13 protein-coding genes are annotated in these 12,539 nt (G+C 34.9%); 9 read left to right on the forward strand and 4 right to left on the reverse strand.

Going from position 1 to position 12,539, the window contains the following annotated elements:
* Positions 1-2 precede the first annotated feature (2 nt).
* The 9 genes from AXA65_RS01420 to AXA65_RS01460 all read left to right on the forward strand — a co-directional run bounded on the left by AXA65_RS01420 (position 3) and on the right by AXA65_RS01460 (position 8,577).
* Positions 3-1,067, forward strand: coding sequence for a glycosyltransferase (locus AXA65_RS01420; RefSeq protein WP_063968357.1), 1,065 nt, complete (start codon positions 3-5; stop codon positions 1,065-1,067).
* Positions 1,064-2,296: a glycosyl hydrolase family 28-related protein gene (locus AXA65_RS01425; RefSeq protein ID WP_063968358.1), complete on the forward strand. Its 1,233-nt coding sequence runs from the start codon at positions 1,064-1,066 to the stop codon at positions 2,294-2,296. The genes AXA65_RS01420 and AXA65_RS01425 overlap by 4 nt, the downstream gene beginning before the upstream one ends.
* A 16-nt stretch (positions 2,297-2,312) precedes the next feature.
* Positions 2,313-3,110: a glycosyltransferase family 2 protein gene (locus tag AXA65_RS01430; protein ID WP_063968359.1), complete on the forward strand. Its 798-nt coding sequence runs from the start codon at positions 2,313-2,315 to the stop codon at positions 3,108-3,110.
* A 4-nt stretch (positions 3,111-3,114) separates the two neighbouring features.
* Entirely contained in the window at positions 3,115-4,143 is a 1,029-nt protein-coding gene (locus tag AXA65_RS01435; RefSeq protein WP_063968360.1) for a glycosyltransferase, read from the forward strand.
* Between the two features lie 207 nt (positions 4,144-4,350).
* Complete coding sequence (locus AXA65_RS01440; RefSeq protein ID WP_086048031.1) at positions 4,351-5,307, forward strand: sugar transferase; 957 nt, start codon at positions 4,351-4,353, stop codon at positions 5,305-5,307.
* Between the two features lie 12 nt (positions 5,308-5,319).
* A complete protein-coding gene (locus tag AXA65_RS01445) occupies positions 5,320-5,760 on the forward strand; it encodes an adenylyltransferase/cytidyltransferase family protein (RefSeq protein ID WP_063968361.1) in 441 nt (146 codons plus the stop codon).
* 3 nt (positions 5,761-5,763) lie between these two features.
* Positions 5,764-6,309, forward strand: a complete 546-nt coding sequence (gene rfbC / locus AXA65_RS01450) for a dTDP-4-dehydrorhamnose 3,5-epimerase (RefSeq protein ID WP_063968362.1) — start codon at positions 5,764-5,766, stop codon at positions 6,307-6,309.
* 72 nt (positions 6,310-6,381) lie between these two features.
* Positions 6,382-7,683 carry a 30S ribosomal protein S12 methylthiotransferase RimO gene (gene rimO, locus AXA65_RS01455; RefSeq protein ID WP_063968363.1) on the forward strand — a complete coding sequence of 434 codons (1,302 nt, stop codon included), beginning with the start codon at positions 6,382-6,384 and terminating at the stop codon, positions 7,681-7,683.
* A 525-nt stretch (positions 7,684-8,208) separates the two neighbouring features.
* Positions 8,209-8,577, forward strand: a complete 369-nt coding sequence (locus AXA65_RS01460; protein WP_063968364.1) for a septal ring lytic transglycosylase RlpA family protein — start codon at positions 8,209-8,211, stop codon at positions 8,575-8,577.
* A 78-nt stretch (positions 8,578-8,655) separates the two neighbouring features.
* Here AXA65_RS01460 and AXA65_RS01465 read toward each other — a convergent pair whose 3' ends face one another.
* From AXA65_RS01465 to AXA65_RS01475, 4 genes are all read right to left on the reverse strand, one after another.
* Positions 8,656-10,776 (reverse strand): cation:proton antiporter, encoded by a 2,121-nt coding sequence (locus AXA65_RS01465; protein ID WP_063968365.1) that lies wholly within the window; start codon positions 10,774-10,776, stop codon positions 8,656-8,658.
* A gap of 11 nt (positions 10,777-10,787) precedes the next feature.
* Positions 10,788-11,360 carry a hypothetical protein gene (locus AXA65_RS01470; protein WP_063968366.1) on the reverse strand — a complete coding sequence of 191 codons (573 nt, stop codon included), beginning with the start codon at positions 11,358-11,360 and terminating at the stop codon, positions 10,788-10,790.
* A 258-nt stretch (positions 11,361-11,618) separates the two neighbouring features.
* On the reverse strand, positions 11,619-11,747 hold the full coding sequence (locus AXA65_RS20350) for a hypothetical protein (RefSeq protein WP_256333802.1): 129 nt from the start codon (positions 11,745-11,747) through the stop codon (positions 11,619-11,621).
* A gap of 20 nt (positions 11,748-11,767) precedes the next feature.
* Positions 11,768-12,373, reverse strand: coding sequence for a Pr6Pr family membrane protein (locus tag AXA65_RS01475; protein WP_063968367.1), 606 nt, complete (start codon positions 12,371-12,373; stop codon positions 11,768-11,770).
* Between the last annotated feature and the right edge of the window lie 166 nt (positions 12,374-12,539).

Genomic DNA, 12,539 nt, shown 5'->3' on the forward strand with positions numbered 1-12,539 from the left:
GAATGGCAAATAAAATATTGTATATCGGGAATGATATATTAGACGTTAATTGCGGTGCAGATGCTGTTAATAAAATGAATATTGGTTGTTTGCGCAGTATATTCTCTGATGACTTAATCATTATGCCACTGACTCAGAATTCTATATTAGATAAATTCAGACGTTATGTTGGGGGGGTCAATTCTCTGATAGAAGAAAAAATTTTACAAATTTTAAGTTTAGGAGGATTTCAATATGTTTTTTTAAGTAATAGCCTGATGGGAAGAGTGGCAAAAAAAATAAAAGATAAATTTCCTAATATTCAAATTGTAGTTTTTTATCATAACATAGAAACGTATTATGCTAAAGAACTTATTAAAACCCATGGGATTAAACATTATTTTTTTTATTATAATGCGCTATTCAATGAAACCTTAGCTAGTAGATTTTCAGATGTTAGAATCTCATTAAATCTAAGAGATTCCAATCTCTTGGAAAAGCTTTATAAAGTAAAGGCCAACGAGATCATCCCTGTATCGTACAAAGATAATTTTGACTCTATGAAAGTCATTAAGGATTTTCCAGATGGCCATACTTATCTTTTTGTGGGGACTTCTTTTTTTGCAAACATAGAAGGTATTAGATGGTTTATTAAAAAAATAATGCCGAATGTACATGGTAAACTAATTATCGTAGGTAATGGAATGGAAAATTTTAAGAGTGAATTTTCTTCAGACAGAACTATAGTTCATGGATATGTCGATAATTTGGCCGATTATTATTATGGTAGTTCTTTTGTTATAGCACCCATATTTGTTGGAGGTGGTATGAAAACCAAAATAGCAGAAGCTGTAATGTATGGAAAGACTGTCATAGGTACCAAAGAAGCTTTCGAAGGGTACTTTCCAAATAATAATGTTCTTTTAGAATGTAATACGGAAGACGAGTTTATAAATAAAATCAATCAGATTGAGAATAATAAATTAATGTATAATTTTGATGCAAGAAAATACTTCCTAGATTACTATAGTGAACAAGGAACATTACGTAAATTTCATAAAATTTTTAAAAAAAGCGACCATTTATGAAAAAAATTGTATTTATTATTATATGTACTATCCTTGCAAATTTTTTGCAGGCAGCAAATACTGGAAAAGTTTTTAATGTAAGAGATTTTGGAGCTACTGGCAATGGAAAAAAAGACGATTATTCATCTATAATTCGTTGCATTAATGAAGCATTGAAAGAACCGGAAAGTATTATTGAGTTTCCATCGGGTAGATATCTATTGAGTCAAACACTATTTGTTGAATCAAATGCAACTTTTACTATTCGTGGAGTATCCTCAGCAAAGAAACCGGTTTTGTTCACTAAGACAGCTACTACCGTTCTAAGCATAAAATCAATTGCAGGCAGAAAAGGGGATTTGAAAATTTCTAATTTAAGTTTTGAGTCCAAAAACCCAAGATTCTCTCAAAACCATCCCTTTATTAACAAAAAACTTAGTTGGAAATGTGGAATAAAGGTTTTCGACAAAGATATTGTGCATATCGATGATGTATCTATAAAAGATGTGTACGGGTTTGGTATTCATATTTCCGCAAATGCAGCATATATAGATAAGGCTATTATTAATGATTGTTGGGGATTCAACCCTGTTGATGATAATCATGGCGATGGGATTTATGTATGGTATGTTTTTAACGGTTCTGTAACAAATTGTATTGTTGTAAATAATTTTAACAAGACAGGTCAATTGGGTAGAGCTGGTATTGTGCTTGAGTATGAGTGTAAGAATATTAATGTGCAGAATAATTATGTCTCAGGTTATGATAGAGGCATTCATATAGAGTCGGACTATGGTAATCTTAATATTTCAGAAAATAATGTTAGTGGATCAGATTTAGGAATATTAATAGGACAACCGCAAATTGATGGTAAAAATTATCCAGTAGTTGTAAACAATAACACTATATCAAATAGAAATCTTAAAATGATACCTGGGTTGCGAAAAATATGGGGAGCTCGGCCCGCAGACCAGCCGGAAACAAGAACATTACTTTCAATTATAGCAGATTCAAATAGTAGGGATGGAACTGTTATAAGTAACAATACCATAATATTAGATGGCAATTATAGTTACTTTGCCAACTCCATAATAGATGTTGAAGCTAACGGTATAAGTTTGATTAATAATAAAATTTCACTCATTAACCAAGTAAAACTTAATAAGCCTATTAAAGTTAGATTGTTAAAAAATACGATTATGAAGAGTAATATTTCAAAAAATCTATCGACAATTTATAAAGACCAATAATGTTTTTTTGATTACGATGGAAAATAAAAAAGTATCAGTTATTATACCTGTTTACAATGCAGAGGCAACGATCGTTGGAGCTATGAAGTCTGTGATTGAACAAAAATATCATGATTGGGAAATGTTTCTGATAGATGATGGTTCTACTGATAGTAGTGCATTGGTGATTAAAGATTATTTAAAGTCACTTCTTCCCGATTCAGAAAGAAAAATATTCTATTACTATCAAAAAAATGCAGGTCCATCTAAAGCAAGAAATTTTGGCATTGGAAAAGCTACCGGCCGATTTATTGCTTTTTTGGATTCCGATGATGAATGGACTTCTGATAAATTACAGTTGCAGGTATCATATTGTGAAAATAAAAAAAATGCCTTGATAAGTGGTGGTTTCAACAAATCTATCTACGAATCAAAGAAAGGTGAATTTACAGAAATTGCTTTGAATCAATTATTACTAAGGAATAACTTTATGACTTGTAGTGTTTTAATTGATTTGGAAGTTATTGATAAAAAAGAGGTGTTTTTCAATGAGAGTCAGAAGTACGCAGAAGATTATAGATTGTGGCTGATGATTTGTGCAGACTATCCATGTATTTATATTAATAAAGTCATATGTATGAGCATCACAAATAAATATAATTATGGAGCATCGGGATTATCTGCTCAATTATGGAAGATGGAAAAAGGTGAGTTGTCAAATTATAAATATCTAAAAAATCAGAAAAAAATTTCTATCCTGTATTATTATATTTTTAGTCAGATTTCCGTAATTAAATATCTCATACGAATAATAAAAGTCAAAATCAGAAAATAATTTGATGAAAATATTACATGTCATTACCCGTTCCGATTTAGGTGGAGCCCAATCTGTCGTTATAAACCTCGCTAATTCGATGTGTAGCGATCATAAAATTACAGTTGTTGCGGGTGAGGATGGGCCAATGTGGGATGCCCTGGACGATAGAGTTGCTAAGATGAAAATAGAGGATATTGTAAGACCTATTTCAGTGCTGAAAGATATTCGTGCATTCTTTAAACTAAGACGGCTTTACTCATCAATAAAACCAGATGTAATACACCTTCATTCTTCAAAGATTGGTGTTTTAGGAAGACTTGCTTTTCCAAAAGCAAAAATAGTTTATTCCATTCATGGTTTTGACTCCATTCGTCTGGCATACAGAAAATTTCTACCTCTTGAAAAACTACTGAAAAATTGTTGTAAAGCAATTGTTGTAGCAAGTGATTATGATAGGAAAAATGCTATCAATGAAGGTGTAAATAAAAATCTACATGTTGTTTACAATGGTGTTGAAACCCCTCATAAAGAGCCACAATTATCTTTACCCGGAGTTAAATCTGATAAGAAGACAATAATTTGTATTGCTCGTATTTCACCTCAAAAAAGATTTGAAAGCTATTTAGATATTGCCAAATTACTCCCTGAGTATGAATTTGTTTGGATTGGTGCGCAAGAACAATATCCAAATCTTCCGCCCAATGTGATTGTGTTAGAAGGAATGCCAAATGCAAAAAGGTTTATTCAACTAGCTGATTTATTTGTTCTACCAACAAATTATGAAGGCGTCCCGATTGTGATAATAGATGCCTTGAGCTACGGGAAGCCTGTTGTTTCCTCTAACGTTGGAGGTATTTCGGAAATTGTTTTAAATAATCAAAATGGATACGTAATTGATAACAACGATAACCTTTTTGCAGAAAAGATTCGTTTTATTCTAGAAGATGAAGCGGTTTATAGCTCTTTTTCAAACAAATCTTCGGAAATATTTTTTAATCGTTTAACAATTAAAAAAATGGTTTCCTCATATTTGGAAATTTATGAAATTTAATTGCCATTAGATACTATTATAGTTTGTATGAGATTCCATGATTTGCAAGCTGCACATAATTTCATATAATTAAATTTTGATGACTATCTTTTATGGTATTAAATATCTACCAAATTTTAATATATTTGCACAAAAACTATGAAAAAAAACAATGATGAAAAGAAGAAAATACTATTCCTTTTGGATTAGTTCGTAAAGTAAAGTTTTATGAAAGTAAAAACTTATTTGAAAGTATCTAATCCTGTCGAAAGATGTCTATTTATAAATGTAAGTGATATCTCTTTGAAACTTTTTCGTGGTAACAAACTGAAAAAATCATTTAAAGTGATTAGATATAATTCCGAAAAAAATACAAAAAGTATTTTGGAATATGTAAACCGTTTGAATATTAAGACAATTGTAATCGAAACTTCAAATCTTAACCATTTGCCAGAAAATTTAACAAACGATATAATTGATGCAAGACTTAATGGTGTAAGAGTTTTTGATGCCCAAGAATTTTATGAGATTGTTAATAGACGAATACCTCTCGTAAAACTTAGTTCTAATGAATATTTAGCTGATGATATTTTTTCAATCGGTTTGAAACACCATTCTGGACTGTCGTCGAAGAGAATTATAGACCTTCTGGTCGTGATGACCATATTGCCTGTAGCTTTACCGTTAGTTTTTTTTGGTTGTCTCTTGACTTTGATCTCGTCATCAGGTAATGTTCTATTTGTTCAGGAAAGGATTGGAATTGGTTCCAAGAAGTTTAAGATCTATAAAATTAGAACGATGAAATCCAAACATAATGGAGGGTATACAACGTCTAATGACGATAGAATTACAATAGTAGGTAAATTTTTGAGATTGTCGAAGATCGATGAGCTACCTCAACTTTATAACATTTTGATAGGTGATATGAGTCTGATTGGACCTAGACCAGAGCGACCAGAATTTGTAGATATGTACAATGAGGAAAATGCTTATTTTGACCTTAGACATGTTATAAAACCGGGAGTTACAGGATGGGCACAAGTCAATCTTCCAAAAGCTACTCCAGACGATAATCTAAAAAAGTTGGAATATGACCTTTATTATATCAAAAACTACTCCCCAAGATTAGATATTGAGATTATCTTTCGAACAATCAAAGTTGTCATGACTATGAACAGTAACTAAAGTGTTTTTATTATGAAAACAGATAAAATTGGTATTACCTTTTCTGCGTTTGACCTGCTTCACGCTGGACACATAAAAATGTTGGAGGAGGCAAAGACCATTTGTGATCATCTAATTGTTGGCTTGCAGATTGATCCCACTATCGATAGAACTTTTAAAAATAAACCGACCCAGTCAGTTGTTGAAAGATACATTCAATTGAAGGCCTGTCGTTCCGTAGATGAGATCATTCCTTATAATACAGAGGAAGATCTTATGGATATTCTAAAATCTTTTGTGATTGATGTTGGGATTATTGGAGATGATTATAAAGATGTCAATTTTACTGGAAAAGAATATTGTGAAGAAAAAGGCATTCAAATCTATTACAATAAAAGAGACCATCGATTTTCAAGTTCTGCTCTTAAAAAAGCTGTTTTTGATAAGGAGCTGGAAAGAATAAACAGGAAATAATTTATGAAATTAAAAGAAACGCCGCTGAAGGATTGTTACATCATAGAACCTACGATTTATGAAGATGATAGAGGCTACTTCTTTGAGAAATTCAATGAGAAAAAGTTCGAGGAACTTACAGGTCTTAACGGTCACTTTGTACAAGATAATATTTCCCGGTCGGGCTATGGTGTTTTGCGTGGTTTACACCTGCAGAAGGGAGAGAATGCACAAGCCAAACTAGTTTCTTGCTTGGAAGGAAAGGTCTTTGACGTTGCTGTTGATCTAAGAAAAGATTCGCCAACATTCGGTAAATGGTTTGGGATAGAACTTACGGATGAGAACAAATTGCAATTATATGTCCCGCGCGGTTTTGGACATGGCTTTTCTGTTCTGAGTGAGAAAGCAACCTTCGCATACAAATGTGATAACTTCTACAGCAAAGAGTCAGAAGGAAGTGTTTTGTGGAATGATACAGACCTTAAAATCGACTGGCAACTACCAGAGGAAGACGTCCAACTATCAGAAAAAGATAAATTATCACCCACTTTTAAAGACGGTAATTTTTAATAAATACAAATAAAAAGGAGTCAGATTGATTCCTTTTTTTATTCCTAAATTTGCAACCTCAAATTTTCATCAATGCGTACTAAATCAACAGGTAAGAAAAAAATAAATATTGTCACTCTAGGATGTTCCAAAAACGTCTATGACTCAGAAGTACTTATGGGTCAGCTGGAAGCCAATGGCAAAAAAGTGGTCCACGAGGAGAAGGGTGATATTGTAGTGATCAATACATGTGGATTTATTGACAATGCGAAAGAAGAAAGCATCAACACGATCTTGGAATATGTGGACCTGAAGAATCAAGGTCTTGTAGAAAAGGTTTTCGTGACAGGTTGTCTATCTGAAAGATACAAACCGGACTTGATCCGTGAGATTCCAGATGTGGACCAATATTTCGGGACTCGCGATCTTCCTATTTTGTTGAAACATCTTGGTGCCGATTACAAACACGAATTGGTGGGCGAGAGATTGACGACCACACCAAAGCATTACGCTTACCTCAAAATTTCCGAAGGCTGCGACAGACCTTGTTCGTTCTGCGCAATCCCGTTGATGAGAGGAAATCACATTTCTACACCAATCGAAAAATTGGTCATCGAAACTCAGAAATTAGCTAAGAAAGGTGTGAAAGAATTGATTCTAATCGCTCAAGATCTTACTTTTTATGGACTTGATATTTATAAGAAAAGAGCTCTGGGAGAATTACTTCAGGAATTGATAAAAGTAGAAGGCATCGAGTGGATCAGACTTCATTATGCTTTTCCAACAGGTTTCCCAGAAGATGTTCTGGATATCATCCGAACTGAACCGAAGATCTGCAACTACATCGATATTCCACTTCAGCACATCAATACAGAACTTTTGAAAGCCATGAAACGTGGAACAACGTTCGAAAAAACAAATGCGCTTTTGGATAAATTCCGTGAGAAAGTGCCGGATATGGCGATTAGAACCACATTGATCGTTGGTTTCCCTGGTGAGACAGAAGAGAAGTTCGAAGAATTGAAACAATGGGTAAGAGACCAGAGATTCGACCGTTTGGGTTGTTTCACTTATTCCCACGAAGAAAATACAACGGCTTACGTTTTAGAAGATATTATTTCTGACGAAGAGAAACAAAGCAGAGTAGAGCAGATCATGGAGATTCAGCAGCAGATCTCTTGGGAGAAGAATCAGGAAAAGATCGGGAAAACCTTCAAATGTATCTTCGATAGAAAAGAAGGCGATTATTTCGTCGGTAGAACAGAATACGATTCACCAGATGTTGATAATACTGTTTTGGTTCCTGCGAAAGATGTCTATATCTCAATTGGTGAATTTGCAAACGTCAAAATTACTTCTGCAGAAGATTTTGATTTGTACGGAGAACTCGTTTAAATGTAATTTTAAATAATAATTAAGCCTTCATATTTTGAAGGCTTTTTTTATTTCTGTTAAAATTTCACTCAATTTTATTTAATTCACTGAAAATCAATTTATTGAAGTGCTATTGATGCTTGGTATTAGCTTTTAATATAAATTATTGTCGATTTTATATTAATATATCTAATCTGAAGATTAAATAATTGTTATTAAGATTAATTATTAAGTTATTTTAGCTAAAAAAGCTTTAGAATTATTAAATGTGTAAATTAAGTAAGGGTTTTAAATTGTAATTTTTTATTTAAGTATTTGTTGTTTAGTTAGTTGTGTGTTTTGTGTAATTCCACCTGATTGTAATTAATTAACAAAATCTAAATTAAATTAACATATTTTAACAAATCTTGTGATTGACTTACAGTAAGTACTTGTAGAGGATTGGAAATTTGGAAAAAGCCCATTTGATGCGGGGTTTGCCAGAAAGTGTGGTTCGAAAAGTCATTCCTGGTATCTTTGCGGAGTCAAAACCAATAAAAATTCAACATGATAAAAAGAATTCTTCTTGTAGTCATAATGATGATTTCCACACTTGGTATTTATTCTTTCAAGAGTTATGCCACAGATGCTAAAACAAGTTTTGCATCGTTCTACCACGATAAGTTTAATGGTAGGAAAACAGCAAGCGGTGAAATTTTCAGTAACAAAGCAATGACCGCTGCTAATAAAACACTTCCTTTTGGGACAGAAGTAAAAATTACAAATTTGATCTCTGGGAAAAGTGTTGTAGTTAGAGTTAACGACAGAGGACCATACCACTCATCTAGAGCCTTTGATCTCTCGAAAGCTGCATTTGATTCGATAGGCGACACCAGAAAAGGTACAATCGCAATCGAATATGAAATTATCGACTAAGATCCAACTTATTTTAAAAGTTTAAAAGCCATCCTAATCAGGATGGTTTTTTTGTTGTTTGATGTTTAAATGAAAATCCTATCTGAAGATCTTCTTGATGATATTCCCGATTTCCACAAAATCATCATGGTTTCGGACGGACCGGATTTCTGTATTGTCATTATCCCTCTTGGAATATGGATAGATCAGCAGATAATTCTTGTTCGGAAGTTTTGTATTGAGGAAATCCGGAATGTATCGCATCCTAGGAAAGTAAGACCTCATGCCACGTTTGGCAAGGATCAGGATCAGTCCTTCGTTGTCCTTTATCTTTTCCGCTTTCTTCTCTGCATCTGCCCAAGCTTCCGTAACAATGAAATCTGCTTCGATATTCACTTTCTTGATGATTTTCTTCAAAATAGTAATGATATTTTCAGGCGCATAAAAACTGATCACGGCGCCAGAGTTTTTACCGATATTCCACACTCTTGCCAAGGAATGGAAGAATCCAGATTCCAGATGCGCATTCTCGGGAATCATCACCAGATAACGCTTAACAGTGGAAAGTGGTTGTGCAGCGTGATAAACAAAGATGTTGATGTCATCATTCTGCAAATAACCATTGTAAAGATTGTCAGCGAATGACGCGGAGAATCCTTTCTCATCTTCCAATCCAATGATCAGGTCGGTGATCTTCTGTTCTTTCACCACATTGTTGATTCCGTTGATCACGTCGTTGTCATAACGTGTTAGAGGCTTTAATTTCACGTCTGCTGCAGAAGCGGTGTTTACGGCATAATTCAAGATCTTCTCTGCATTTTTGATGGATGATTCATTTTTATCTTCATTAATGACATTCAGGCCGAACATATTTTCTGTGTTGGAATGATTTTTCACCAGCAATCCAAGGTTTACAGTCTTATCGACCATTCCTTCATAATTAAGGGTCAGAAGGATATTTTCCTGCTCGTGATTGTTTCCCGTGAGAGTATCTTCATTTTCTGCTTCCGCGATTTTCTCCGCACTTGCCATTGAGATGAAGGATGAAATGGTACACGAAATCAATATTAGTAAAATACTACCGTTCAAAACGTGTTCGTTCAATAGTCTTACCGGTTCTCCAGATTCGCTTTCGGAAAGGATGATGTTGTAACCAACCATTACCGCGGCTAGTGTGGCTGCGGCTGACGCAGAACTCAATCCAAAGATCAATTTTCCCTCTTGCTTCGTCAGTCGGAAAGTTTTTTGAGTAAGGACGGCCGCCACATATTTTCCTAAGATGGAAGCCACCAGCATGACAGAAGCCACCTGAATGGTTTCCCAACTTTTGAAGAACACTTTGAAGTCGATCAACATCCCAACACTTATCAAAAAGAAAGGAATGAAGATCGCATTGCCAACAAATTCCACGCGATTCATCAATGAGGAAGTGTGCGGAATCAATCTATTCAAAGCCAATCCTGCCAAGAACGCGCCGATGATAGCTTCAACACCTGCTAATTCTGCCAAGAGCGCCGCCAAGTAGATCATTACCAATACAAAAATGTACTGCGAGATCTTATCGTCAACTTTCTTGAAAAACCATCGTCCGATGATTGGGAATACTAATAAAACCACCAATCCGAAAGCCAGGACAGAAGCGGAAAGCTTGATCCAAAACTCACTACCCACTTCTCCCTGCGACATCCCCACGACAACCGCCAAAACCAATAACGCAAGAACGTCGGTAATCATAGTTCCACCAACAGTGATGTTCACGGCCAGATTCTTCGCAACGCCCAATTTGCTGACCAAAGGATAAGCGATCAAAGTATGTGACGAAAAAAGACTGGCAAAAAGAACCGAGGTCAAAAATGAAAATCCTAAAAGGTAGTAGGATCCTACAAACCCTAATACAAATGGAACAATGAAGGTATAAAGTCCAAAAGTCAAGCTTTTCCATTTGTTCTTTTTGAAATCGCCCATATCGATTTCCAGACCGGCGAGAAACATAATGTAGAGTAATCCCGTAGTTCCGGTCACGACAATGCTGCTGTCTCGCGAGAGAACATTAAAACCATTTGGTCCAATGATGGCACCAGCGATGATGAGTCCCAAAAGATGTGGAACTTTGATCTTGTTGAGTAATAATGGCGCACTGAGAATGATGATGAGAACCACCAAAAATTTCAGAACAGGATCTTCCAACGGAAGACTGAGGTTGTGAATACTTAAAAGCATTTGTGTATTTTTTATTTTGAAGGACGTACCAATTCTACAGAAAATACGGCAGAACAGTTGTTGTTGACCGTGATTCTTCTTTTTCCTCGGATCTTTTCGGGTGAGATCTCATTGAGTAGAATATTCATATCCACAAGTTTGGTAGCGGTAGAATCAGTTTTGAAGTTGAGTTTGATCTCGTTATTTTCCAATTTTCCAGCGTAAGTTCGCACCAGATTGTTGTTGCTGTAGACATTGACGGATGTTTGAAGAGAATCATTGACAAATTCCCAAACGTCAGTTCTTTGGTCGCCGATCACATAGTCGGAGCAAGTGGATTCTGTGCAGATCACTTTTCCGTTCCATTTTCCCAGGATCTCTGTAGGCCACGTGGGAACAATGACAGAGTCGCTTTTTTTGGTGTATAAACTGTCTCTCATCTTCAGCAGTGCTTCGAACTCTGCTTCCTTTTGAGCGAAGATATTTTCTTTTTCTGATAATGATCTTTCCCTGGCGTCCAATTGTTTTTCCCGCTCGTTCTCTTTGCAGGAAAAAACAAAAATGGACAGACCGGATAATAATAGAAACTTCACAATTCTCTGCATAAACTGGATTTTTTAAGATTTCAAGATAGCAAAAAAATAATAAAGCTTGTTCTGTGACAAATTAGGTCTTTAACCTTAAGTCGAAAAAGCAACGTGTTTTGATGCTTTGAAAATTAATATCCAGGCAGTTTCACCAATCGCACAATTTGGTAAACGGCATGGTTTTTCAGAGACAAAGAACGGATGATCTCCGGACTCGCTTGCAGATGCGCTTCGCAGAGATAACCAAATTCCAGTTCTTTGATGACTTTGCAATGTTCAGCGATTATTTTTTTTCAGTTTTTTGTCTGCTTTGTAAAGTTCCACATAAACCAGATATTTGCTGTCGGAATATTCTCTCGGCGTTCCAATGTCTTTGATGTATTTTTCCAGATCTTTCTTTCCCATTTTGATTGATTTTAAAATCATTATTTCTTCTCAAATTTATTATTAATGGCAATCAGCGCGGATCCGCTTGCTAAAAATACCAGAAGCATTATTAAAACATTAATGCTGACCTGTCCGTAGCCAAGTTTTGAAGCGTTCAGAAAAGGGTAGGGATACCAATTGACAATCGGTCCGCGAATCAATGAATAAATCAAATAAGCGAGCGGAAAGATCAACCAATAAAAACCGTTTTTCCAGTTCAGTTTTCCTTTGACCACAAAAAATAGCCAGTACAGAATATATGAAATTGGAATGACGACGTGAAGCATGTTATCCAAAAATAATTGCCAGCCAATTGGTTTCCAGATGCCACGCAAAACCGTATTGTAAACGACAAAGACGATGAAGATATACAAAGCAATCGCCGTTCTGACGGATAGTTTTGAACAGAAGATTCCCAGTTTAGTCCTCGCGAAAAAAGTAGAAAATGTGAGGCTTAGCGCAATCAAAGAGTTGCAGAGGATCGTAAAGTAACTGATCACATTAATGAAGCTATCAGTAGAAATATAGAACTGCAGAATGACGCAAAACCAAGTGGTAACAGCTAATGCAGAAGCAAAGATAAACTTAAGATTTGGTGGGTTCATTTCTTTTCTGTTAACAGACTGGAAGTTATCATTTTTTTTGTCAAAAGGAGAAGTTCTACAGTCAACTTTCTATTTTGTTTTTTTTTGTTATTTTAATGATTCAATTTCAGCTGCTATTTAAAATTTGAAAGATTTAATCATCGTTTTTTACATAAAATTTTTACAT

This window comes from Chryseobacterium sp. FP211-J200 (assembly GCF_001643375.1).
Taxonomy (GTDB): domain Bacteria; phylum Bacteroidota; class Bacteroidia; order Flavobacteriales; family Weeksellaceae; genus Epilithonimonas; species Epilithonimonas ginsengisoli.